Annotated in this window: 19 protein-coding genes; 3 read left to right on the forward strand and 16 right to left on the reverse strand. The window is 51.1% G+C overall.

The features are described from left to right. Positions 1-152: 152 nt before the first annotated feature. The 5 genes from NSB25_RS12110 to NSB25_RS12130 are packed head-to-tail and all read right to left on the reverse strand — an operon-like array spanning position 153 to position 4,904. Positions 153-2,306: an ABC transporter permease gene (locus NSB25_RS12110; protein ID WP_103239967.1), complete on the reverse strand. Its 2,154-nt coding sequence runs from the start codon at positions 2,304-2,306 to the stop codon at positions 153-155. Beyond that, positions 2,303-2,992, reverse strand: coding sequence for an ABC transporter ATP-binding protein (locus NSB25_RS12115; protein WP_103239966.1), 690 nt, complete (start codon positions 2,990-2,992; stop codon positions 2,303-2,305). Before NSB25_RS12115 ends, NSB25_RS12110 begins: the two co-directional genes overlap by 4 nt. Next, positions 2,980-3,246, reverse strand: coding sequence for a hypothetical protein (locus tag NSB25_RS12120; RefSeq protein ID WP_103239965.1), 267 nt, complete (start codon positions 3,244-3,246; stop codon positions 2,980-2,982). The genes NSB25_RS12115 and NSB25_RS12120 overlap by 13 nt, the downstream gene beginning before the upstream one ends. Beyond that, positions 3,227-4,216: a sensor histidine kinase gene (locus NSB25_RS12125; protein WP_103239964.1), complete on the reverse strand. Its 990-nt coding sequence runs from the start codon at positions 4,214-4,216 to the stop codon at positions 3,227-3,229. Before NSB25_RS12125 ends, NSB25_RS12120 begins: the two co-directional genes overlap by 20 nt. Beyond that, positions 4,203-4,904 carry a response regulator transcription factor gene (locus tag NSB25_RS12130; protein ID WP_103239963.1) on the reverse strand — a complete coding sequence of 234 codons (702 nt, stop codon included), beginning with the start codon at positions 4,902-4,904 and terminating at the stop codon, positions 4,203-4,205. The genes NSB25_RS12125 and NSB25_RS12130 overlap by 14 nt, the downstream gene beginning before the upstream one ends. 421 nt (positions 4,905-5,325) lie before the next feature. Here NSB25_RS12130 and NSB25_RS12135 point away from each other — a divergent pair, with 421 nt between their 5' ends. Continuing rightward, a complete protein-coding gene (locus NSB25_RS12135) occupies positions 5,326-6,684 on the forward strand; it encodes a replication-associated recombination protein A (protein ID WP_330406121.1) in 1,359 nt (452 codons plus the stop codon). Here NSB25_RS12135 and addB read toward each other — a convergent pair. From addB to NSB25_RS12175, 8 genes are all read right to left on the reverse strand, one after another. Continuing rightward, positions 6,681-10,151: a helicase-exonuclease AddAB subunit AddB gene (gene addB, locus NSB25_RS12140; protein WP_257479254.1), complete on the reverse strand. Its 3,471-nt coding sequence runs from the start codon at positions 10,149-10,151 to the stop codon at positions 6,681-6,683. The two genes, NSB25_RS12135 and addB, sit on opposite strands and share 4 nt — an antisense overlap. A gap of 140 nt (positions 10,152-10,291) precedes the next feature. Then, the gene (locus NSB25_RS12145; protein WP_242982421.1) at positions 10,292-10,993 is read right to left on the reverse strand and encodes a DNA-3-methyladenine glycosylase; all 702 of its coding nucleotides are present in this window, start codon (positions 10,991-10,993) and stop codon (positions 10,292-10,294) included. 160 nt (positions 10,994-11,153) lie between these two features. After that, entirely contained in the window at positions 11,154-11,444 is a 291-nt protein-coding gene (locus tag NSB25_RS12150; RefSeq protein ID WP_242982420.1) for a zinc ribbon domain-containing protein, read from the reverse strand. A gap of 202 nt (positions 11,445-11,646) precedes the next feature. Beyond that, on the reverse strand, positions 11,647-12,597 hold the full coding sequence (locus NSB25_RS12155) for a helix-turn-helix transcriptional regulator (RefSeq protein ID WP_103239961.1): 951 nt from the start codon (positions 12,595-12,597) through the stop codon (positions 11,647-11,649). 1 nt (position 12,598) lies between these two features. Next, positions 12,599-13,423, reverse strand: coding sequence for an endonuclease VIII (locus NSB25_RS12160; protein WP_257479255.1), 825 nt, complete (start codon positions 13,421-13,423; stop codon positions 12,599-12,601). Positions 13,424-13,437: 14 nt separating this feature from the next. Continuing rightward, positions 13,438-13,947, reverse strand: coding sequence for a hypothetical protein (locus NSB25_RS12165; RefSeq protein WP_146040045.1), 510 nt, complete (start codon positions 13,945-13,947; stop codon positions 13,438-13,440). A 90-nt stretch (positions 13,948-14,037) separates the two neighbouring features. Beyond that, positions 14,038-14,793, reverse strand: coding sequence for an exodeoxyribonuclease III (locus NSB25_RS12170; protein WP_103240020.1), 756 nt, complete (start codon positions 14,791-14,793; stop codon positions 14,038-14,040). Between the two features lie 254 nt (positions 14,794-15,047). After that, positions 15,048-15,950, reverse strand: coding sequence for a DegV family protein (locus NSB25_RS12175; RefSeq protein WP_172455109.1), 903 nt, complete (start codon positions 15,948-15,950; stop codon positions 15,048-15,050). A 360-nt stretch (positions 15,951-16,310) separates the two neighbouring features. On the opposite strand from NSB25_RS12175, the gene NSB25_RS12180 reads away from it, so the two are divergent. Beyond that, positions 16,311-17,114 carry an aldose 1-epimerase family protein gene (locus NSB25_RS12180; protein WP_172455108.1) on the forward strand — a complete coding sequence of 268 codons (804 nt, stop codon included), beginning with the start codon at positions 16,311-16,313 and terminating at the stop codon, positions 17,112-17,114. A gap of 60 nt (positions 17,115-17,174) precedes the next feature. Here NSB25_RS12180 and NSB25_RS12185 read toward each other — a convergent pair whose 3' ends face one another. After that, a complete protein-coding gene (locus NSB25_RS12185; protein WP_242982419.1) occupies positions 17,175-18,095 on the reverse strand; it encodes an AraC family transcriptional regulator in 921 nt (306 codons plus the stop codon). A 153-nt stretch (positions 18,096-18,248) separates the two neighbouring features. On the opposite strand from NSB25_RS12185, the gene NSB25_RS12190 reads away from it, so the two are divergent. Next, entirely contained in the window at positions 18,249-20,423 is a 2,175-nt protein-coding gene (locus tag NSB25_RS12190; RefSeq protein WP_103239957.1) for an alpha-L-rhamnosidase, read from the forward strand. Positions 20,424-20,513: 90 nt separating this feature from the next. Here the strand turns inward: NSB25_RS12190 and tyrS are convergent, their stop codons facing one another. Together tyrS and NSB25_RS12200 are read right to left on the reverse strand one after the other, a co-directional pair. Beyond that, the gene (tyrS, locus tag NSB25_RS12195; protein WP_330406120.1) at positions 20,514-21,848 is read right to left on the reverse strand and encodes a tyrosine--tRNA ligase; all 1,335 of its coding nucleotides are present in this window, start codon (positions 21,846-21,848) and stop codon (positions 20,514-20,516) included. Positions 21,849-22,403: 555 nt separating this feature from the next. Continuing rightward, positions 22,404-24,197, reverse strand: coding sequence for a glycoside hydrolase family 2 protein (locus NSB25_RS12200; protein WP_103239956.1), 1,794 nt, complete (start codon positions 24,195-24,197; stop codon positions 22,404-22,406). Positions 24,198-24,213 lie beyond the last annotated feature (16 nt).

Genomic DNA, 24,213 nt, shown 5'->3' on the forward strand with positions numbered 1-24,213 from the left:
CTCCCTGGAACGTGTTCTAGGAGCGGCTGCTCAGACAAAAGCAACGGTTCCGCGCCCTGCCTGCATTGTTGCGGCCAAAGCCGGACCGTTACCTCAGTATACTCGCTTCCGCCCGGGAAGTCAATACGGCGGAGACGTTACGAAATGCCTTTTCAGTTCAAGTCATCCCGGAGCGCATCAATGATATTCTCCTTCTTTATTTTACCGGTTGTATATATCATTGTGACAAAAATCATCAGAAATACCCCCAGTATACTGGTCCCCATGCTTCCCCAGGGAATCGTATACTCCGTATCCACAGCTTCTTCCAGACCAATCAGCACCATGTAAATCCCCCAGGAACAGAGTCCGGCCGCAGGCAGTCCGTACAGCAGCGTCCGAAATCCGTACAGCAGACATTCAAACCTCATCATCCTGCCGAACTCCCGGTCCGACATGCCCACGGAACGGAGCATGGCAAGCTCCCGTCTCCTCAGCCTGATGTTGGTGGAAATCGTATTAAATACATTTGCCATGGCAATCAGCGAAATCATAATTGTAAAAAATACGGCAAAAAGGTTAATAATAAACAGCATATTGCGATTCTGCTCCAGTGCCTCATGCACATTGCGCAGGGTGTACGAAACTGTGATACCTGCGCCGTCCGTCAGCGTCTGCATCCTGTCCTTCGTCTGCCCCGGCGTATCTGACCAGAATGTCATACAGTGCTCCGCCTCTGCGCCTCCCGGATCCTCTGCCGCAAAATCAAAGGCACTTTTACTCACCCCGCTCACCATCTTCAGCTCATCATAAAGCTGTAAGAACTCCTCTTCTCCCATATCCTTTGTCTGAAACAGAATATCTCCGTCCACATCCACAACCGCCTGCGCCCCAAGCCGCTTCAGATCTGTCCCGAAAGAATCAGCTGACACCCACAGCACCACACTCAGTGTCAATGACAGAATAATACTGTGATAACGCTTTCTGTTCCTCCGGAAATTTTTCCATGCCAGGCTCCCTTCCAGCCCGTACAGCGCTCTGACAGGTTTCAGCGGCCCCACAGTTCCCTCATCTGTTTTCAGTGCATTGGTCTGTCGGATGCATTCCATCACCGACATTCCCGCCGCCTTTCGGGCCGGAAGATATGCCGAGAGCAGAATGGTGCACATATCTGTCACCGCCGCCACAGCGATGGCAGGCACTGATACCTTCAATACCAGGGGAACATTGTCATACAGCACATTGCTGAAATTCTCGGATACCAGCATGAGCACCAGCCCAATCAGAGGAATCCCTGCCGCCGCTCCCAGAGGAATTCCGATAAAACCCATGAGAAGTCCCTCAAACAGGACGGAATTCCGAAGCTGTCTCTCCGTGGCACCAACCGATAAAAGGATTCCGAACTGATGTACGCGTTCATTCAGCGAAATGGCAAAGGAATTGTAAATCAGGAAAAAGGAGCCCAGCATAATCAGAACCATCAGCACAATCCCTATGGACAGAAGAATCATATTGAAAATCTGATTGCCCGAAATTCCCGCAAAACGCAGCACATCATCATTCAGAAAGTACGCGGAATCCTCTGCCAGGCTTCCCACATAGCTTCGTGTGGAATAAGGATTTTTCAAAGTGACAAATGCCGTGGAACCGGCAGATGCTCCCGCTGTCTCATCACAGGTAATCAGAGTATATCCCGGCGCACTGTACTCCTCGAATCCGGGCCTCTCACAGATTCCCACCACGGTATACATCTGTCTCCCTCCAGGCAGCAAAGTCTCTCCCACTGTTCCCGGCTTTTCCCCGGAGCAAAAAGGGTCATGCTGCGTAAGCGTCTCGTCTCCGCTTATCCGGCTTCCCACCAAAAGAGAAATCGTATCGCCCACCGCAAATTTCACGCCGCCATTGGAGGCCACATGGGCAGGGACAAGGATTTCACCTGCTTTCTCCGGCAGCCTTCCCGATATTACCTGCACCGGAAGGGTCTCAAAAGTATCCGCGCCAAAACCTGCTATGAACAGATAAGGTTTGTCGGGATTCTGCCCGCCCTCCAGGAGGGCATAGCCCACATTCCTGTAAAAGGTCATGCTTTCTACTCTGTCATCCTCCTGCAGTACCTCTGCAGACAGAGTCGACGCGTCCGGGAAAGCCACATGCCAGCCGCCGTATTTTGCAATGGCCCCGTTCATCATATAGGACTGCAGAGAAACGGCAAACGTAGTGACCGCCGTAAACATAGCCGCGGACAACGCCACCCCCACAACGGTCACCAGGGTACGTGTACGGTTTCTCGTCAATCCTTCCGCAGCGACTTTGTGAAAAATGTTCATACCCTTATCACCTGCCTTTCATCCCGGATTACCCTGCCGTCCGATATACAGATAATCCGGTCTGCCTGCAGCGCGATACTTTCATCATGGGTGACAATGATCAGTGTCTGGCCGTATTTTTCATGGCTGGCCCGCAGCAGACGGATAATTTCCTGTCCGTTCCGGCTGTCCAGACTGCCCGTGGGCTCATCTGCCAGCATAACCTGCGGTGCATTCATCAGAGCGCGGCCGATGGCCACACGCTGCTGCTGCCCTCCTGAAAGTTGGGAGGGCAGATGATTCCGCCGCTCCTGCAGTCCCAGCAGCTCCAGCAATTCCTCCAGCCGCTCTCTGTTTACCTTCCTCCTGTCCATGAGAACCGGCAATGTGATATTCTCCACCACAGTCAATGTGGGAATCAGATTATGGAACTGGTAAATCAACCCCACCTGCCGCCTGCGGAATATGGCAAGCTTCTCGTTTTTCTGCGCATATACATCCTGTCCGATTAAATACACCTTTCCGCTGGTGGGCAAATCCACCCCGGCAATGGCGTGAAGCAGGGTGGATTTGCCCGAACCGGAGGAACCGATAATCGCAGTAAATTCTCCTTTTTCAATGGTCAGAGACACATGGTCCAGTGCAGTGACCTGATTCTCTCCCCTGCCGTAAACCTTACACAGGTCCTCAATCCTCAAAAAGTCCATGCCCGGCACCTCCTCTCTTCCCGGCAGTTCTCCAGGCGTCGCCTTCCGCCGCTTTCCTTTTCACCGTTTCCCATATCACCATGTAAGCTTCCATCCTTTCCTTTCTGCAAATTGATGCAGATACTTTTTTCTGTGCCGTTTCCGTCTTCCGGTCCCGGATCACATTTCACATCATACAGACTTATGCTTACATTCCCGTGACTTTTCGGTGAGAGATTCGTCACTTTTGAAGAATTATTTTGTAAACCGGACATAGAACACCGCCCCGCCCTGAGGATGATTTCCGGCGGTAATGGTCCCTCCCTGTCTGGTGATAATGCTCTTACAGAGCGCCAGACCGATTCCATACCCGGACGCTTCTGCCTTTTTTCCCCGATAAAATCGGTCAAAGATTCGAGGCAGCTCCTCCCGGTCAAACCCCGGGCCGTTGTCATGAATTCTGATTTCTGTATAAAGCAGCGTATCCTCACAGACAATCCGGACGGTCCCGCCGTCTCTCACATTTTCCATACAGTTCTTCAGAATATTCCGCAGAGCCTCCGACAGCCAGTCCGCATCCCCGGAAATCTCCGCCTCTTCCGGTATATTTGTCTCCAGAGTGATATTGTGCAGCTCCATGGGAATCAGAAAGGACCTGACGGCAGTATTCATCAATGATTCCACCTGTATCCTCTCTCTCCGGAATACCACAATCCCCGCATCCAGCCGGGACAATTTCAGCAGAGAGGTAATCAGCCAGTCCATCTGGCCGAACAGTGCTTTCATCTCCCGCAGCAGAGATCCCTCCTCTCTTTCCCCCGGCCTGTTCTTCAGAAGCGTCAGAACCAGATTCGCGGAAGTGAGCGGTGTGCGAAGCTGATGGGCAATATCTGCCAGCGAATCTGCCAGATGCTTTTTCTCCCTTTTCAGCGCATCGTTCTGCTCCCGGATGCGCAGGGTCATCTTGACAATCTCACTCTGTAAGATGGAAAGCTCCCCTTCCTCCGATTCACTGATGTACAGACAGTCCTCATGATGAAGTACCTGATCAATCTGGGCCGAAATCTGTGCGATGCTGTTGTACCTGGCCCTGGTAAACAATAAAAAAGCCGCCCCGTACAGAGCAGCGGAAGCAAGCGCCAGCAATCCCGCCGCCGGCTGGAGCACGAATCCCCCTGTGACCGCGGCGGCGGCTGTCGCTGTAAACACAGCAGTAAACCTGCGAATCTCTTTATTTCGAAACATCATTTCCTCCCAACCGATATCCGATTCCCCGAACCGTCAGAATAATCCGGGGACTGGCCGGATCATTCTCAATTTTCTCCCTCAGACGCTTGATATATACCGTCAGCGTATTATTGTTCACAAATTCTCCGGCGGCATCCCACAGCTCGTCCAGCAGTCTGTCTCTTGTAATGATATTACCCGGATTGTTGATGAATACCAACAGCAGCCGATATTCCAGCGCGGAGAGAAATATTTCCCTGCCCTCCTTTTTTACCAGGCCGCTGGCGGTATCCACCCGAAGGCCCCCCATCTCAAAAGCGGTAGGGGCGCGGCCTGCTTTCCTCAGCGCACTCCCGATTCTTGCAATCAGCTCCCGGGACCGGAAAGGCTTGGTAATATAATCGTCCGCCCCGATATTCAGCCCTGTAACCACACTGGCCTCGTCGCCGGAGGCTGTCAGGAAGATTACAGGGATATCCCTGCTCTGTTTCACTTCCGTACAGACTGTGAATCCATTTCCATCAGGCAGGGAAATGTCCACAAGGGCCAGGTCAAAGGGCTTCTCAGTCCGGCTGCTGTCCGTCAGAGCGGAGACTGCCTCCGCCTGGGTGGAAGCATGGGTTACGGCAAAACCTTCCGCCTTCAGCAGGAGCGTCAGATTCCCGGCGATTTCCCTGTCATCTTCTACCAAAAAGATATGCTTCATATATAGCCGCCTTTCTATCATAATCTATCATACTTATTAGCATTGAAATGTAACGCTTCACCCGCAGATAATGCTCCGTTCATGATCAGATTTTTGACCTGCATACATATTTGCTCATAAATAAGCTTAGCACGTAATTTTTGTACTTATTCAACAAATACAGCGTATGCATTTTGGAAGTTACTGTCAATATCTTTTTGTTTTTTTAAACGTAATTAAACCTTGCATGTGCCTGTCCACTGTGCTAAAATCAGTGCAAAGCATAACAATTTCTCAAAAGGAAATTTCAATCTGTGAAATTCCTCTCCGCCGGTCGCTTCCGCGGCTCAGGTCAAGACCTGCTGTTCAGTGAAAAGTATACGAAGTATCCGGATTTTGCAGATATCAGTGAAACCTACATTATATCAGGAGGACCGCCGCCGTGCAGCAGCTATCCCTTTTCGACCCTTCAAACGATTATTCTCCATCCCGCACTTTTGTCCCGCTGGCGGACAGAATGCGCCCTGAATCTCTGGCAGATTACGTGGGGCAGAAGCATCTTCTGGGAGAAGGAAAATTACTGCGCCAGATGCTGGAAAAGGATCAGGTTTGCTCCATGATTTTCTGGGGCCCTCCGGGCGTTGGAAAGACCACGCTGGCCAGAATCATCGCCGGGCGTACCAAATCTGACTTTGTGAATTTCAGCGCGGTTACCAGCGGCATCAGGGAAATAAAGGAAATCATGAAACAGGCCGAAGAAAATCGTGCTTACGGAATCCGCACCCTGGTCTTCGTGGATGAAATCCACCGCTTCAACAAAGCCCAGCAGGATGCGTTTCTGCCTTATGTGGAAAAAGGCAGCATTACCTTGATCGGCGCCACTACTGAGAACCCTTCCTTTGAAATCAACAGCGCACTTCTCTCCCGCTGCAAAGTATTCGTGCTGAAAGAGCTGAGCACGGAGGATCTCACCCAAATGCTTTCCCGCACAATGGCGGACAGGCGGGGGTTCGGAGGTACCACTGTTCACATGGAGGAAGGCGCGCTGTCCGTCATCGCCTCTTTCGCCAACGGAGATGCCCGCACGGCATTGAATATTCTGGAAATGGCCGTTCTCAACGGAGAAATATCTCCCGACGGCTCTGTCACCGTGCAGCAGGAGACTCTGGAGCAATGTGTGGGCAGGAAGACTTTATTATATGATAAAAAGGGGGAGGAACATTACAATCTGATCTCCGCCCTCCACAAGTCCATGCGCAATTCCGACCCGGACGCAGCGGTATACTGGCTTGCCAGAATGCTGGAAGCCGGAGAGGATCCCCTTTTTATAGCACGCCGGCTTATCCGCTTCGCCAGCGAGGACATCGGCCTTGCGGACTCTCAGGCCCTGCAGATTGCCGTGGCCGCGTATCAGGCCTGTCATTTCAACGGTATGCCTGAATGCAATCTGAACCTGACACAGGCTGTGGTATACCTGTCTCTGGCCCCCCGGTCCAATGCATTGTACCGGGCTTACGAAACCGCCAGGAAGGATGCCCTGACGCAGCTTTCGGAACCGGTCCCCCTGGTTATCCGCAATGCCCCCACGCAGCTGATGGATGATCTGCATTACGGAGAGGGCTATATCTATGCCCATGACACGAAAGAAAAAATAGCCCTCATGAACTGTCTGCCGGAAAGCCTGAAAGACAGACGCTACTACCTTCCCACAGGGGAAGGGGCTGAGGCTTTCTTTCAGGAAAGACTGGAACAGAGCCGGGCCTTTCGGCAGAGCGACAACCAGCAGGGGGAATCCTGTTAAGCTTGGTTTGTGTCCTCCATCCTCCGCAGAACCTCCTCCCTGTTCATGTCCTCCAGTCTGCGCTTCTCGCACCCGGGCAGAGCCGGTTCAAAGCCGCACACCCTCTTAAAGGCACAGTAAGTACACGCCTCCTCACTCCCCTTCTCATAGGGATTCAGCGAAATCTGCCCGTCCAGAATTTCCCGGCCGATTCGTACAATTTTGCGGCTCACATAATCCGACACAGTCTTCAGTTCCCGGCCGCTCAGCACGGAAGAGCGGGAGGACAGGCTTCCGTCCTTTTTTCGTTCCACAGGAATCACATCTGACTTGTCCTCCATGACATGATCCAGCAGTTCCACAATTTCCGGCGCGCTGTTCACCACACCGTTCATGCGCAGTTGTCTCGTGATTTCCCGGTTGATTTCCTCCGGGCTCAGCTCCACCGCAGTCTCCACCGAAGGATCGTCAATATGATAATACAGCAGCGCCGCAGGCACGATTTCTTTCCCCTTGTGCCGTCTGGCTTCCATCTCCACGGCCGCGTTCATATATACCACCAGCTGCAGCTGCAGTCCGTAATACAGTGCCGCCAGGTCAAATTTTTTATTTCCCGACTTGTAGTCTATGACTTTCACATATACCTTTTCCCCGTCCTCAGCCACATCGATTCTGTCAATCCGACCCTGCAGGCGCATTCTCTCCCGTTCCGTCAGCGCCACATTTACGCTCTCCAGATTGTCCGCATACTGAAAGGAAAGCTCGAAAGACTCCGGAACAAAGCTTCCCTTCTGCAATTGCTTCTGCAGCGTCAGCACGGTTCTGGTCAGAATCCTTCCCATCCTCGTGACGGCATATTCGTTTCTGGCACTGCTGTACAGGACAGTATTCCGGTATGTAGCCGCATAGTTTTCCAGAACCTCACGCACACACCCGGCCGCAAATTCTTCCGGGAAATCAAACCAGGTATAATTATTTTCCTTCAGTTTCTCTCCGAACTGCTCCAGTATGGCATGATATACATTTCCCATATCCACCGTTTCAAAGGAGAATTCTCCCCGCTCTCTGAGCGCCAGCCCATACTGCAGAAAATGTCTGTAAGCACAGGCCGCATAAGTCTCCAGACGGGTGACACTGTTCTCCAGTTGTACCCCGTAAAGCGCCCTGGCCACGGCGGCAGACAGTCCCGTGTCCTCGTATCTGCGGAAAGCAGCCTTTGCGAGGAAATCTCTCTTCTCCCGCAGTCCCGCCTCCCCGTACACTCGGTATATGGTAAAAAATTCCGTCTCCCTTTCCTTCTGCAGTGTCCCGTCCGCATATTCTCTGAGCTCCTCCGCAAGGTAGGAAGCCCCCTCCTGTCTGGTGACAATCTGTTCCATAACGCTGCTCATCTGAGGATACTGCACTGTTATGCCGGGATATAGCTTTCTGATCATCTCCACCAGATAGGCAGGCCGAATAGACTTTCCGGCGCTGTTCACCTTCGACCAGGAAAGGTAGAGCCTCTCGGAAGGTTTGGTCATATTCAGGTACAGATAAAACCGCTGAATATACATCTGCTGTCTTGGGCTGGGAGCCAGCTCCAGCTCCGATTCCCGCAGAAATTCTCTGTCCATATCGGAGATGATCCCGCCTCTGGAAGCCGCCTTGGGAATATTGCCGTCGTTTACCCCCAGGAAAAAGAGCACACGGACCTGATTCAGCCTGGTTCTCTCCATATCTCCCACCAGTACTCTGTCCACATTCTGCGGGATGGTGCCCACCTGAATCTCCCCGAATCCGGCCTCCAATATCTCCGCAAATTCCTTCAGGGGAATGTTCTCTTCCCCCAGAAGCGTATAAATCTGGTCCAGAAGCTCCATCACCAGACGATAAATCTGGGCATATTCCTTCGCTCTGGTCAGATCTCCCGCCTCTTCAAACGCATTCTGAAAGACAGCCAGCTTCTGCTGTACCTGATTCTGCACCAGAAAGTCATACAGAGCGTTCACATAGACTTTCGTCTTCTCCTCTTCCCTGAGATGAAGCATTTCCACCTGCACCATCAGACGCTCCCGCAGCCGGTTCATCTCTGCCAGAGCTTCCTCGTCTTCCTCCATTTCCGGTGTCTTGCGGGTAAAAAGGCGGCTGTAGGCGCGATATCCTCTGATCCCGGTCTGCAGGCAGTAATTCTCCAGACGGTCCACTTCCTCCCAGGTCAGACCCGCCAGCCCGCTGCGCAGATAGCAGAATACCGCCTCATAGGAGAAATCTCTGATATACAGCTCCAGGGCACTCTTAATATACTCAATCATGGGATTCAGGACAATCCCTCTGGTCCTGTCAATGTAGCATGGAATTTCCATCTGGGCAAATTCCGTCTCCACATAGGGCGCATATTCCGCCAGATCTCCCATAATCAGAGCGATATCCCGGTAAGCGAGCCCTTCCTCTCTGATCAGTCTGCAGATTTCAAGTCCGGTGTGATGTACTTCATCCTTCGGCCCGGTGGTCTCAAACATCCTGATTTCCTGCTGCTCTTTCTCATAGCTTCCGGTGCCGTATCGGAACAGATGATTTTCCAGATATTTCAGCGCAGGTGCACTGCGGAAACGGTGGTTGTCGTTATATTGAATCCGGAAGCCATTTCCCCCCGGAGATACGCTGTTTTTCCTGTCGCCCGGCAGAATGAATACGTCCTGCTTCCGCTCTGTCAGATTCTCCTTCGCGATTCCGGCCAGATCCATCGCCGTTTTTTTGCTCAGGTGAAACAGCTTCTGCTCGCTGTCCTGTCCGTAAGGATTCTCTTCCGCCCCCATTGTCAGTGTCACAATGACTTCCCCGCACAGTCTCATCAGCTCCGCGATTACTTTTACCTGAACGGGCGTAAATCCTGTAAATCCGTCAAAGGCCACCACGGCGCCCGGCAGGAGTTCCGACTTATGCAGGGAACGGCGCAGCACATCCAGGGTCTCTTCTGTGGTGACAAAATTACCGTGGATATACTCCACAAAGCCTCTGTATAATGTCTCCAGATCCCTCAGCTTCTGTACCAGAGCCCCCCGCTTCTCCGCAAATGCAATCAGTCTGGCCACATCCTCCGTGCCGATACCGTACTGCATGAACTCCGAAATGGCGCTCTTCACCTCATGAATATAGCCCTGTCTGTGCAGAAATCCTCCCAACGCAGGCAGCTCCTCCTTCAGATTTGCCGCCACCTTCTGAAGTACCAGACTTTTTCCCGTATCATCCAGAACCGGAATCTCCCGGCCTCCCACTTCCTCCAGAATACGGTGTCCCAGCCGTCCAAAGCTCAGAACATCGATATTCATAATGCCGCCCCGGTCGTTTAAAAGTACCAGCTCTTTCTGGGTCTGCATGGTAAACTGATCGGGCACAATAATCAGGAAATTCTGTTTCGGATTTTCCTTTGCACGCCCGGTAATTTCCTCGTACAAACTCCTGCTTTTGCCTGACCCTGACGGACCAAAATAAAATTGAAGGCTCATCGTCGTTTCCTCTTTCGTCTATGGTACCTGTAAATATGCTGCTGTCCTCTGCCCCGAAGATACTTTTGCCCTGCCGGATTCATGATATGGCTCCCGAAGCCTCCTGATGCCGGAAGTTGTGAAGGAGCTCTTATCAATCGTCAAATGCTTGCTTCGCCTTCGCTTAAGTCATTGCCCGCGGAAATAAAAAATCGCCACAGATAATCCGCGGCTTCCTCCGCATAATCGATTCCGATTCTCTTTCCCGCCTGAATCTGCTTCCGGGAAACTGCAATTCCCTCCGTCACATAAAAGGCATCGCTCTCCGTCATGTCCACATCATTGTCCGCTCTGGTAATCCCCATGGCAATACAGAGCTTGCCCGGCCCGTCTGCCAGATGCTTTTTCAGGGATACGGGACAGCTGTCCGGCGTATAGAGAGGCTTTTCCTTCTTCATCTGCCTTTTATTCAGCTCCGCCAGCCGCAGATTTACCATGCACTGACGGGATTCCCCGTCAGCCGGCACCACACTCCTGAGCAGAACAGCCTGTGGAATCCCCTCCGTCATGGCGGCAATATTCATACAGCTGTACATACCGTAAATCAGATACACATAGGAGGTTCCTCCTTTGTGGTACATGGGTTCCGTCCGCTCCGTCCGTTTTCCGCCGTATGTGTGAGAGCCTTTATCGGATTCCCCCATATAGCTCTCCACCTCTGTGATGATACCTCTGACGGTTCCCGCTTCCGTCTCATGCACAAGTGTCTTCCCCAGAAGCTCTTTCGCCACAGTAATTCCGTCTCTGGCGAAAAATTCCCGCCCAAGACGTTCCGGCATGTTTCCGTTTCCCTTTTTTCCCATATGTGAACAGTCCTTTTCTTTTTTTACATCATAACACATTTCTCTCACAGGTTCCACTATATATATATAACCAGCCTTCCCTTCTTCACAGGCATCACAGGCAAAAAGCTCCGGACCGTTCTGTCTGCCGGTCCGAAGCTTTTTGAAATTGATCCTGCTGTCAGCTCCCCTGTGCTTCCGTCTTCCACCTCTCCAGTGTGGGGAAATAAGCCATCAGCATGGCCTTTGCCTCCTCTTTGGTTTTGGCGCGTCCTCCCTCCATTTCAAAAGGCACACAGAAATCCACCATTTCTTCCATGGTACATTTCTGAGCAAAATCCCCCTCCTTGAAGCAGTAGCAGCAGTATGCTTCATTCCTGCTTCCGTCTCCATTGGTGCCGTACTGTTCCTCCTGCATGGGCATTCCGCAGCTCTGGCAGATTTTCAGATTCTCATTCATCTCGTTTCCCATTTCTCGTCCTCCATTTTCCGTGGAACGGTACATGGCATACTCCTGTCCGGCACATATACCGTCCTGTTTTCTGCGTTTCAGAAAGGCTGAAGTATCATTCTGACCTGTCAGGCCCTTTCACAGGACAATCATACCATTTGAAATATGACATCAGCCTGTCATATTTTCATAAATTCTAAAAACAGCTGCGACTCCCACCTTTTTATTCCGTTTCCCCATAGGATTCCGCCATCCGCCGAATCCGCCTGCCAATCTCCTCCCGCACCTGCCGCGGCTCCAGCACTCTGGCCGCAGGTCCGAAAGACAATATAAGTCCATACACCCAGTCATCCATATAACATTTCATATGAATTTCAAAATCTCCGGAGGGCAAAATGGTAATCTCATCCTCCTCAAATCTGTCATAGATTCGATAGGCTTCTCCCTTGTCAATCCACAGGGTGATTTCCAGCGGTATATCCTGTGAATCCTGTTCCGAAACCATACTTTCCGACTGTACATTCTGCGATTGTGGTTCTGATGTCAGACTTTCCGACATTTTTCCATCTTTCCTGTCAAAAGTCTCCTCCAGAACCCGGATACGTTTCATGCGCAGAACCTTGAACAGACGCTCGTCCTGCCTTGTCCGGCAAAATGCTTTCACATACCAGGTGTACTCTTTAAAAAGAAGCTGCACCGGTTCCACGGTACGGCTTCTCATCTCTCCATGCCGGCCATAGTAGTCAAATGTCATCACATGCCGGCCCAGGATCGCCTTTTTGATCTGCACAAACAGGTCATTTCTTCTGCCGCTCCAGTCTGAAAAGTCAATGGCAACCCAGTTAACCGGCTCCATCCGGAAGAAATCTCCCAGACGCTTCAGAATCTCTTCTTCTTCCTCCGCTCCGGTTTCCCGCAGACTCACAAGCGCCGCCAGAATCTGCTGCTGTTCTTCTTCAGAGACCAGCAGCTTATCCAGCACAAAGGTTTCCATCAGACAGATTCCACCGTTTTTTCCCTTTCTGGCATAAACCGGGATGCCAGCCAGATTCAGGCTTTCCACATCCCGGTAAATCGTCCGCACGGACACTTCAAACCGTTCCGCCAGCTCTCCCGCCGTAACTGTGCCCTTTTTCATTAAAACATAAATAATATTCAACAGTCGATATATCATTTTACAGCTCCTGACAGGAAGGGCAAAAATACACTGTGCCGCCCAGATAATTCGCCTTTTGAATGATACTGCCGCAGAAGGGACAGGGTTTTCCAACGGTGTTCTTGCTGAGCAGGGTCACATATTCCCCCTTTTTCCCGAATATATCTTTTTCCGTATCCCGTCCCCCGGCATCCGTCATCCTGGAGAGTGTCTCTGTCACTGTCTCGTAAAGCTGTTTCCACCTGCTCTCCGTAAGGTTCCCTACCTTTTTTCTGGGATGCAGCCCTGCCCTCAGCAGGATATCCTGAAGCACGCCGTTGCCCAGTCCCGGGATCCGCTGCTGTGTGGCCAGAAAGGCTTTCGCAGACATGGTGCCGGTACTCTCTTCCCGCAGCTTCCGGAAGTACCCGTAATCAAAATCCTCTGTCACGGGAAGCGGCTTTTCTTTGGCTGCCAGATAATAGGGATTGTCATACTCCTTCGGCTTTACCAGAGACATGGAACCGTACATCTGCACGGTACACACCAGCGAACTGCCGTCATCCAGCGTCAGCCTGATCTGGTACCGTTCCGGCAGCTTCTCTCCCGGCAGAAAGCACCGCAGATTAATGCCGTCTCCCATCACAAAACTGTATTCCCCCAGACTGACTTCCAGCATGCTGCCGATGCCCATGCTCTCTCCAATGACACAGCCTGTCATTGTCTTCGCATAAAAATCCGGTTCTCCGGTATACCAGGCAAAGGAATGCTTCGTATGCGCCGCCTCCGTATCAACGATTTTCCTGCCTCGAAATCTCTGGTTCATCTGTTTCGCAAGATTTAAACTTTCAGGTATCTCCAACATGGCCTTTTCCTCATTTATTCTTCCGAGATCTCAATCGAGATCGCATAGTCTAAAATCACGTTTCCTGCTTCATCCGGTGTCGTAAATTCCGGACAGCGATACCTTTCCAAGCACCAGTCATCTTCTTTCCGTTTCCAGTCATGTGCTTTCAGCTCTTCCAGACACATATTGTGTGTATCCATGGTATAAAAATCACTGCTGTTCTCCTGATCGTACAGACAGCACACTGCATATTCCATCGGTTCGATGTCAACAGATTCAAATCCCTCCGGAACTTCCGTATTCACCGGAAAAAGCATGCCAATCCACCGCTCCGGCATTCCATCCACTATATGTACCCCGCCAATATAAGCATCCCCGTTAAACGGAAGACATGGATTTTGTTCCAGTGTGGTAAACCAGTCGTTCTCCCACCATTCTCCCCAATTTGCAGCGCCTTGATACTTTTTGCCGATCAATCGTGCTGCCGGACAGCTTTCTCTCCTTATCGCTTTCACCATAATCGCCATCTTGTACTCCTCCATAATTTTCATTTCCCGGAATAATTATAAGATATCATGTTGAATATGACATCAGTATGTCATATTCTGAATCCGGCAGGAAAACCGTCACTGTCAGTCCTTTAAGTCCAGCTCCACCGGACAGTGATCCGAGCCCATGACACCGGGATGAATCCTGGCATCCTGCAGATTACCTTTCAGAGCCTCCGAGGTCACAAAATAATCAATACGCCACCCAACGTTCTTCGCTCTGGCCTGGCCCATATAGGACCACCAGGAATAGGCATCCTTCAAATCCGGATAGAAATGTCGGAATGTATCTACAAATCCGTTTTCCAGCACTCTGCCGAAGCACTTCCGCTCCTCGTCGGTAAAGCCGGCATTGTGCCGATTGGTCTTCGGATTCTTCAGGTCGATTTCCTGATGAGCCACATTCAGATCTCCGCAGTAAATCACCGGTTTGGTCTCTTCCAGCTTTTTCAGGTACTTCAGAAACGCCTCTTCCCACTGCATCCGGTAGTCCAGTCTTGTGAGTTCTCTCTGGGAGTTCGGCACATAGACTGTTATACAGTAAAATTTCTCATATTCCGCCGTAATCACGCGGCCCTCGTGGTCATGCTCCTCCACACCGATGCCATAAGTCACCTTCACGGGCTCCTTTTTGGAAAACAGAGCTGTGCCCGAATACCCTTTTTTCTCCGCATAGTTCCAGTACTGATGATAGCCCGGCAATTCCAGATCCAGCTGCCCCGCCTGCATCTTTGTCTCCTGCACACAGAAGATGTCAGCATCCGCCTCCCGGAAAAAATCCATAAATCCTTTCTGCATGCAGGCCCGCAGTCCATTTACATTCCATGAAATCAGCTTCATATTTTCCTCATTTCCGCGCCCTGTCCCGGGCACTGTCTTCTGAACTTAGTCTTTCTGTCACTTTTTCTGCGCCAAAGCAATGATCGTTTGTATCGTACCATAAAATACCCTGTCCTGCAAGGCAGGGGGCATATTCGAACTATATCTGTATACTCAAAAGAGCTTCTGATGCACTGCACCGAAGCTCCTGCCTGATAGCATGATTCCCTGTAATGTCCCAAACTTTCATACTTAATGCCACTGGCTTTATGGGATTACTGATGAATCCCTTTTTCAATGATGCCAAAGCCCAGCGGATAAGGGCCCGTATGCACGCTGATGGTGGCGCCTATCTGAAAAATGGGAATTTCCTTTATGTCTATCCCTCTGCCGTGCAATATCTCCAGCGTGTGCGCACGGAAGGCTTCCGCTTCCTGGTAATCATATCCGTATCCGATGGCTATACTGTAACAGTCCGCATCCAGTCCCTCTGCGAGATACTCCAGCAGAAGCTCCAGCGCTTTTTCCGTGGTACGCTTTCTGCCCCTTCCGATGCCGGAGGGGAAAATCTCCCCTTCCTTCAGGGTAATCACCGGTCGAATCCCCAGCACGCTGCCGGCCACTGCCGTCACTTTTCCAATGCGGCCGCCATGCTTCAGATACTCCATATCTCCCACCGTGAAGAATATCCTTCCGGTACTCTTGATCTCTTCCAGACGCTTCACAGTGTCTGCATAACTCATACCGCTGTCCCGAAGAGCCGCCGCCTCCAGCACATACAGCCCCTGCAATACGGTATTGATGCAGGAGTCGATGACTGTAATCTCCGCGTCCGGATACTCCTCCAGCACCAGAGCTTTCGCATTCAGCGCAGACTGCATGGAGCCGCTGAACTTTGTGGTAATACAGATACAGATGACAGGAATGCCTTCCTTTGCATAAGGAAAAAATGCTTCCGCATAGTCCTGTGCAGAGGGCATGGAGGATTTCGGGTAGACCCCCTTGCGTTCAACCATCTGCTGATAGAAATCTCTGATTCCGATTTCCACACCTTCCTTTAAATAATGCTCATCGTCAAAAGAAACATAAAAAGGCACCACTGTGATATCTTTTTCCTTCGCAAGTGCTTCCGCTAAATCACAGGAACCGTCACTGATAATATGATATGCTTCGCTCATAATGCAACCACCTTCTGTCAATGTTTGTCTGTACTGTATAGGATACCACTTATCACGAAAAATAGCAATAGGGTTTGTTTTTATCTATCGCATTTTGTAGTATCTATTTCTTTTTAATGTGGTTATCTTAACTACTTGTCGCCATTTCCTGATTTTATAAATCTTTTGTCCTCATTGATTTTGCGAGGCACAGGTTTGTGTCAGCTCCCCCCGTATTGTTTTGTCAGCAAAATTTCTACTCTTCGGTTAAATTTATAGACCCTTTGCCCCCTGTCTGCTATAATGAAATCGTTCGGCGGTCCGTCCGAACTGTTACAATATAATAAATTTTACAAATCTCAGGAAAGGTATGGACATTTTATGAAGATTACAATCAAGAGCCAGGATGCCGTCGTCACCTGTCAGACTCACGGTGCCGAATTGCTGTCCTATCAGACGGCAGCCGGAAAAGAATATTTATGGCAGAAGGATCCTGCCTATTGGGCCAAAACTTCGCCGGTTCTGTTCCCCTATATCGGGCCGGTGCCTGACAGGGTGTTTATTAACGATATTGCGTATAGCATCCCCCGCCATGGTTTCATAAAGGATGCGGAATTTGAAGTGCTGGAGCAGGGGGCGGACTATGTGGTCCTGGCCGCCCATTCCGACGATTTCACCCTCTCCGTCTACCCGTATCCTTTTACCTTCACAGTGACTTTCCGTCTGGAAGGTTCTGCCCTGGAAGTCACTTATGGAGTCTGCAATCAGGGAACACAGGAAATGCCTTTTCTGGTGGGTGGGCATCCGGGCTTCTTCTGTCCCATGGAAACCGGAGAACGCTTCGATGACTATCTGCTCCGTTTTGCAGATGAAGCCACGCCCGATTTACATCTGACTTATTCCATATTTGACAACGATGCGATTCTATATGAAAATCTGACACAGCGCTCCGTGAAGCTGATTCATCGCAGGACAGAACGAGGACTGCAGTTTGATTTCCCGGATTACCCCAGCATTGCTTTCTGGACCCCGGTGAAGAAGAATGCGCCATTTCTCTGCCTGGAGCCCTGGTGCGGCGGAACCATGGACCAGGTATCCGACACCAATCTGCCGGAGAAAAAATATGTCCAATACCTGCCTGCGGGGGAATCCAGAGATTACCGCTTCTCCTTCAGTCCCTGCTGAGCCTGGAAGCGTTTGTTCTCTTTTTCAGGCCCGAACCGCTGCCGGACATTCCGGGCTTCCTCACAAATGCAGGGCTGCTTTTCTATATTCCCCGGGAGTCAGGCCCACCAGCCGCTTAAAGACCTGGTTGAAAAATTTTGTATCCTCATAGCCTGCCTCCCGGGCAATAGACTGTATGGACTGATTGCTGCCCGCCAGCATCCCGCAGCATTTCTCCACACGGATTTTCTGAAGGTAGTCCAATGCCGTCATGCCGGTCTCCTGCCGGAACCGTCGGCTGACATAAGGCAGGCTGTAATGAAATTTCCCGCAAAAGGACTGCAGCACCGCCCGCTGCTCGTAATGTGCTTCCAGATAATTTATCACCTCAAAAATCACATCACTTTTCGCCGTATTTCTCAGCTGCCCCGCAATGTCCTTCTCCCCCTGCGTTCCCACCGCCTGACGCATGGTCAGAATCAGGATCTCCAGCAGTCTCCCTCGAAAAATCTCCCTGTAGCCTGTATGTCTCTGAATATATTCTTCTCTCATTCCTTCCAGAAGCAACAGCACCCTGCCATCCCTGTCATGAAAAATCCGATTGGCCGGAGTCTCTCCGAAGTACTGCCTGTGGTACCGGATCAGGCACACCCGCATAAGCTCGTCAAATGACCTGCATCCCGCCATGGTACTGTCAATTACCTCCGCGAAGAACAGGCAGTTCAGCAAAGTGAATTCTCTGCAGTTCTGATAGCTGTGACTGCTTCCGCAGTCAATAATAAAATAGTCCCCCCTGCCTACCCTTTCCGTAACACCCTCCAGTGTCTGCTCGGCAGTCCCGTCAATCACATAGGCCAGCTCAAAGCAATTATGGTCATGGGAGGTAACATCTTCCTGCGCAAAAGGCTTGATGACCAGCCTGTCCTCCGGCTCGTCGGCAATTCCCTGCAAAGATATGGTGTGAAGCTTTCCCATATTCTCCTCCCCTTTTCCCTTCTTCATACCATTTCCACTCATTTTCCCACAGGTTAAAAATACACCGTTTTTCAGACAAAAACAAGTCTTTTTTGTCATCCTCTTATCTGATACAGTGGTAATATCAGGACAATTTGTGCCGTTTGCGCACCGATTAAATATAGTAGGAGGTACTTAAAAATGAAATGGACCAATGCGACCTGGATTAAACCTGCCGTGGACACCGGCGACATAGCCCCTGTGTTCGGCAAAAGCTTCACACTGTCAGGAGAAATCCGTGAAGCCACACTTTCACTCACGGCTCTTGGTGTCTACGAGGCAGAGCTGAACGGAAAAAGGGCAGGGGAATTTATCCTTGCCCCCGGCTGGACCAGCTATTACAGCCGCCTGCAGTACCAGGAGTACGATGTGACCGGTCTCCTGGAAAAAGATAACGCACTGACCGTCACTGTGGGAAAAGGCTGGTACCGCAGCCGTATGCCCGGCTGGCAGGGTTCTAAGTGGCAGGATGGCCTGCGCGGCAATCCCTCCGGATTACTGGCCCGGCTGACCCTCACCTATCAGGACGGCCGTCAGGAAATCATATCCACCGATGAAAGCTGGAAAGTTTCCGAGAGCAGAGTTCGTTTCTCCGAGATTTATGACGGAGAAATCTATGACGCCGCTTTTGAACCAGTTCTCAACGGCGATGTCCTGGTCTTTGAAGGCCCCTCTGACACACTGATTCCACAGCAGGGAGAAGAAATCAAAGAACAGGAACGCATAGCCGGTGCCCGCATGTTCACCACGCCAAAGGGAGAGACCGTTATCGACTTCGGCCAGAACATCACCGGCTATGTGGAAGCCACACTGGAAGGCCGCGTCGGTGAAGTCCTGGATCTGTCTTTCGCCGAGGTCATGGATAAAGAGGGGAATTTCTATACGGCCAATTACCGCAGCGCCAAAGCGCAGTACCATTATACCTGTACAGACGGTCTGCAGACTTACAAGCCAAAGCTGACCTTCTGGGGCTTCCGCTACATTCGGGTCAACCAGTTCCCCGGAGGTGTGGAAAAAGCCGTTCCCGCGCAGTTTACCGCCATCGCCCTGCATTCCGATATGAGGCGGACCGGCTTCTTAAGCAGCTCCAGCCCTGAGCTGAACCGCCTTTTCGACAATATTATCTGGGGCCAGAAAGGCAATTTTGTAGATGTGCCCACAGACTGTCCTCAGCGCGACGAACGCCTGGGCTGGACAGGAGATGCACAGGTATTCGTCCGGACCGCCTGTCTGAATTATGATGCGGAGAAATTCTTCGCCAAATGGCTGGCCGACATGGCTGCAGATCAGCATGAGGATGGTTATGTGGGACATGTGATTCCCGACATGCTGCAGAATCCTCACGCCAGCGCGGCATGGGGAGACGCCGCTGTCATCTGTCCCTGGGAGGTTTACAGAGCTTATGGCAACAGCAGCATTCTGGAAAATCAGTTTGAATGTATGCATAAGTGGGTAGATCACATTACCGCCGCCACCACGACACCGAACCTGTGGACCGGCGGCACCCATTACGGTGACTGGCTGGGGCTGGACGCACCTTCCGGAAGCTACAAAGGCTCCAGTGACGAGACCTTCATCGCCTCTGCCTTCTATGCCCACTCCACTTCCCTTGTAATCAGGGCAGGAAAAGTTCTCGGCTTAGATGTATCCTCCTACGAGGCTCTTTATGACCGTATTGTCGCCGCCTTCCGGGAAACCTGGCCTGCGTATAAGACACAGACAGAATGCGTGCTGGCAGCCCACTTCCGTCTGGCACCTGACTGTCAGGCTGCCGCAGATCAGCTGGCCCGGATGATCACAGACTGCGGCACAAAACTTCAGACAGGTTTTGTAGGCACACCTTACCTGCTTCACGTTCTCAGCGATTACGGGTATGCTGAGCTTGCATATTCTCTGCTGCTGCGTGAGAAATATCCCTCCTGGCTCTACCCTGTGACCAAAGGCGCCACAACCATCTGGGAACACTGGGACGGTATCATGGAAGACGGTGACTTCTGGAGTGCCGACATGAATTCTTACAACCATTATGCCTATGGTTCCGTGGCAGACTGGGTATACGGTGTGGCCGCCGGCATCACGCCTGTGGAGAGCGCCCCCGGGTATGCCAGAGTACGGATTGCTCCCGTTCCGGACACACGTCTGGACTGGCTGAAAGCTTCCCTGAATACCAGACACGGGCTGGTGCGCTCCGAATGGAAAAAATCGGATGGCATGTGGCGCTTTGAAATCACCACGCCGGTGGATGCGGAAATCGTAATCGGCGGTACCCTTCATCAGGTAACACCCGGAACTTATTATTTCTATCATAACTTTTAAATAACAGAAATTCTGTGAAAAGCAGTCCTGAAACAGAACCGGGAATCGCGCGGATTCCCGGTTCTTCAGGTTCATCACACCCATCACCCATCAGCACATCTCAATCCGCAGAAACTTCCGCTTCCCCACCTTCAGCACATCTCCGGTCTGTACATTTTCCTCGAGAGCCTCCACTCTGACGCCGTTTTTCTGCACACCGCCCTGTGCAATCAGTCTCCTGAACTCCGCACCGCTCTTCACGATGCCCGCCGAAATCAGCGGGTGGATACAGTCGAACAATGTACCCCGCTCCAGCACTACCTCCAGAGAATCCACCTGCTCCGGAACCGCTTTGTCCGTAAAAGCCTCTTTGAAAAACTTCTCCGCCTCCTCCGTCTCTTCCGCTGTGTGGTAAAGCAGGGTAACCGTCTTCGCCAGAATCATCTTGTAGTCCCGGGGATTACGGCCGTCTGCCAGCTGCTCCTTTATTTTATCCAGTTCTTCCGGAAGAATATCCGTGGTCAGCTCAAAATACTTTACAATGAGATGGTCAGGCACCTGCATGACTTTTGTGTACATGGTCCGGGCATCCTCGCAGATACCGATGTAATTTCCCAGACTCTTGCTCATTTTCTCCGTGCCGTCAATGCCCTCCAGAAGCGGCATGAACAGCGCAGCCTGCGCCTCCTGTCCCTTTTCCTTCTGCAGGCTTCTGCCCATGAGAATATTGAAGGTCTGATCCGTGCCGCCCAGTTCCAGGTCAGCCTGAAGTTCCACAGAATCATAGGCCTGAAGCAGCGGGTAGAAAAATTCATGAAGTCCTATGGGCGTTCCCCCGCGAAACCGGCTCTGAAAATCATCTCTCTCCATCATTCTCGCCACGGTAATGGTGGAAGCCAGCTCCAGCGCATCGCTGAGGCTCAGCAGCTCCAGCCATTCTCCGTTATAGCGCACCTGCGTTTTGTCCCTGTCCAGAATGCGGAATATCTGTTCCTGATATGTCTGGGCGTTCCTGAATACTTCACTGTCTGTCAGTGCCTTTCTTCCTTTGTGCTTCCCTGTGGGATCGCCGATTTTCCCGGTAAAGTCACCGATTACCACCACAATATTATGTCCCAGATCCTGCATCTGCTTCAGCTTTCTCAGCGGAACTGCATGCCCCACATGAATGTCGGGCGCACTGGGATCCATACCAAATTTAATGGTCAGCGGTTTCCCTGTCAGAATACTGGCCTGTACTTTCCGTTCCAGTTCTTCCTCGCCAATCAGATCTGCCGCGCCCTGCCTGATGACCCGCATCTGGTGCCGCACCTTCTTCATCAGTTCCTTCTGCTTTGCCTCCTGGTCCCTATCCGCCTTTTCCTGCACTTCCGCCCTCTGGGTCATTCCCTCTGTGGATTTCATTTCCGCTGATTCCATGGTTTTCAATCCTTCTGCTGTGTTCATTTTCCTCTCCTTCTGCCGCCAATGCAGCCAAACCGTTTAATGATACTTTCATAATCAATCATTGCCACACAAAAAAACTCCCGTCCTTCCAAAAGGACGAGAGTCTGACGTCTCGTGATACCACCTGATGTTTACAGACAGCTCACACTGCCTGCCTCTTCGGGTACATTCGCAATAATCCTGCGGGCAATACCCTAGCACGTTAACGGATGCGGGAACCGTCGCAGCCTACTATTCCGCAGGAACGCACCTCTCTCCCGTATCATCTGTATCATGGGGCGAACAGAATGAGGCTTTATATCCTGTAAAAATTCAGTGCGAAGCTCAAAGATGTATTCACACACAGCTTCCCATGCGCCTCTCATCAGCCGGCTGCTTTCTGTATGTTTCACCACGTGCTACTTCTTCTTATCAATGCTTTTCTTTTTCAATCAACTGAAATATGAAATTATATGCATTATAAAAAACTTTTTCCGGACTGTCAAGACAAATTTTCTGATTTTCCTCTCCTCTGGAGTCACTCCGGCCTGCCGCTTCCATACCAGTCATTCCTGCTTAGTGATTGCAGCAGCCAACTCTCCGCTCGTTGATTTCCTTAATCCTTTCCGCGTCTACCTTGAAATTTCTGTCCATATCCATCAGACCGTTAATCTCCTGCTGCACATCCGTCACCTGTGTATAGCAGTAGCCGCACACAAACGGGATTTCCTTCACGGCTGTGGTAATGTTGTCAAAACGCTGGATAAAATCTTCCTCTGTCTTCACTTTATTGCCATAGCCCCAGCCGGAATCATCATTGTCAAAAGCAATTCCGCCGTACTCACTGATAATGACGGGCTGCCCCTTATATGCGAATCCGTCCGCCATCGCCATTTTATGATCATTGTGAGACAGCTTCGCCCCAAGGATGTCATCTGTGTATCCCAGATAGCGCGCTTTCAGAATATTCCCTGCCTCCTCGTAATCGTGCAGCGTTATAATGTCGGACACTGTATGCTCCCAGCCGTCATTCACAATAACCGGCCGATTCCTGTCCATGCTTTTTGTCAGGTGATAAACAGCTTCCGTAAAATGCTGCTCCACACGCCTTGTCTTCACCTGGGTAATCCCCCAGGACTCGTTAAACGGCGTCCAGGTAATGATACAGGGATGGTTGTAATTCTGTCTCACAATCTCCATCCACTCCGTGACAAATTCACTGACCGCCCCGTCTGAATACTGATAGGCTGCCGCGGCCTCACTCCAGACCAGCATCCCCTTCACATCGCACCAGTACAGGAATCTCTCATCCTCAATCTTCTGATGCTTTCTCAGGCCGTTGTAGCCCAGCGCATGAATTTTGTCAATGTCCTCTATCAGCGCCTCCTCACTGGGCGGCGTCAGATGAGAGTCCTTCCAGTAGCCCTGGTCCAGAATCAGCCTCTGATAAATCGGCCTTCCATTCAGCAGGATATTGGAACCGTCAATGCGAATCTCCCTCATGGCAAAATAAGAACCCACCGTATCCAGAATTTCCCCTTTTTCCATGACACGGAATTCAATATCATACAGATTCGGCTCCTCCGGAGTCCAGGTCTTCATGGCCCACTCAAAGCCATCCTGCTTCTTCACATACATGTCGATTCTGGTCTTCACAAGTCCGGATACCACGGCCGTCAGATTCCTGTTCACCAATTTCCCGTCATAGGAAACGCAGGTCTCCACCAGCAGCTCTCCGCCCATTCTGTCCTCGGCTGCATCCACTTCAAGCTCCAGCTCCAGACTGTACTCCTCCAGATTCGGTGTCATCTTCACATAAGTCAGGCTCACATTGGGCACATACTCTGCCCACACGGTCTTCCAGATTCCTGTGGTCTGCACATACCAGCATCCGTAATTCTCCGGAATCCAGCGCTGCTTTCCTCTGGGCTGCCGCATGTCAAAGGAGTCCTCCGCCTTCACCACCAGCTCATTCTCTCCATCCGCCACCAATTCCGTAATGTCAAAGGAAAATCTGGCATATCCCCCCCTGTGGCTCCCCGCATATTGTCCGTTCACCCACAGCTTTGTCACGAAATCAGAACCTTCAAAGTGAATCACATACCTGTTCTTCTCCAGTTTATTTCCGTCCACATATACTTTTCTGCGATACCAGATATTGTCATGACGGGATTCCTCCTGAATACCGCTCATTTTTGTCTCGTAGGTAAACGGGACTGTTATCTTCATGTCTCCTTTAAAGGCTTCATACCATCGCTCCCGCTCTCCGCAGTTCTCATCGTCAAAGCCGAAATCCCATACCCCGTTTAAATTCTCCCAGTCCTTCCGCACGAACTGAGGTCTCGGGTAATCCTTTATGTAACATTTCATGTTGTCATAGCCCTCC

The organism is Acetatifactor muris (assembly GCF_024623325.1).
Classification (GTDB): domain Bacteria; phylum Bacillota; class Clostridia; order Lachnospirales; family Lachnospiraceae; genus Acetatifactor; species Acetatifactor muris.

Excerpts from the sequence above, each read along its gene's own strand:
- NSB25_RS12110 (WP_103239967.1), bottom strand. The coding sequence starts at position 2,306 with ATGAACATTTTTCACAAAGTCGCTGCGGAAGGATTGACGAGAAACCGT.
- NSB25_RS12115 (WP_103239966.1), bottom strand. The coding sequence starts at position 2,992 with ATGGACTTTTTGAGGATTGAGGACCTGTGTAAGGTTTACGGCAGGGGA.
- NSB25_RS12120 (WP_103239965.1), bottom strand. The coding sequence starts at position 3,246 with ATGTCCGGTTTACAAAATAATTCTTCAAAAGTGACGAATCTCTCACCG.
- NSB25_RS12125 (WP_103239964.1), bottom strand. The coding sequence starts at position 4,216 with ATGTTTCGAAATAAAGAGATTCGCAGGTTTACTGCTGTGTTTACAGCG.
- NSB25_RS12130 (WP_103239963.1), bottom strand. The coding sequence starts at position 4,904 with ATGAAGCATATCTTTTTGGTAGAAGATGACAGGGAAATCGCCGGGAAT.
- addB (WP_257479254.1), bottom strand. The coding sequence starts at position 10,151 with ATGAGCCTTCAATTTTATTTTGGTCCGTCAGGGTCAGGCAAAAGCAGG.
- NSB25_RS12145 (WP_242982421.1), bottom strand. The coding sequence starts at position 10,993 with ATGGGAAAAAAGGGAAACGGAAACATGCCGGAACGTCTTGGGCGGGAA.
- NSB25_RS12150 (WP_242982420.1), bottom strand. The coding sequence starts at position 11,444 with ATGGGAAACGAGATGAATGAGAATCTGAAAATCTGCCAGAGCTGCGGA.
- NSB25_RS12155 (WP_103239961.1), bottom strand. The coding sequence starts at position 12,597 with ATGATATATCGACTGTTGAATATTATTTATGTTTTAATGAAAAAGGGC.
- NSB25_RS12160 (WP_257479255.1), bottom strand. The coding sequence starts at position 13,423 with ATGTTGGAGATACCTGAAAGTTTAAATCTTGCGAAACAGATGAACCAG.
- NSB25_RS12165 (WP_146040045.1), bottom strand. The coding sequence starts at position 13,947 with ATGGAGGAGTACAAGATGGCGATTATGGTGAAAGCGATAAGGAGAGAA.
- NSB25_RS12170 (WP_103240020.1), bottom strand. The coding sequence starts at position 14,793 with ATGAAGCTGATTTCATGGAATGTAAATGGACTGCGGGCCTGCATGCAG.
- NSB25_RS12175 (WP_172455109.1), bottom strand. The coding sequence starts at position 15,950 with ATGAGCGAAGCATATCATATTATCAGTGACGGTTCCTGTGATTTAGCG.
- NSB25_RS12180 (WP_172455108.1), top strand. The coding sequence starts at position 16,311 with ATGAAGATTACAATCAAGAGCCAGGATGCCGTCGTCACCTGTCAGACT.
- NSB25_RS12185 (WP_242982419.1), bottom strand. The coding sequence starts at position 18,095 with ATGAAGAAGGGAAAAGGGGAGGAGAATATGGGAAAGCTTCACACCATA.
- NSB25_RS12190 (WP_103239957.1), top strand. The coding sequence starts at position 18,249 with ATGAAATGGACCAATGCGACCTGGATTAAACCTGCCGTGGACACCGGC.
- tyrS (WP_330406120.1), bottom strand. The coding sequence starts at position 21,848 with ATGAACACAGCAGAAGGATTGAAAACCATGGAATCAGCGGAAATGAAA.
- NSB25_RS12200 (WP_103239956.1), bottom strand. The coding sequence starts at position 24,197 with ATGAAATGTTACATAAAGGATTACCCGAGACCTCAGTTCGTGCGGAAG.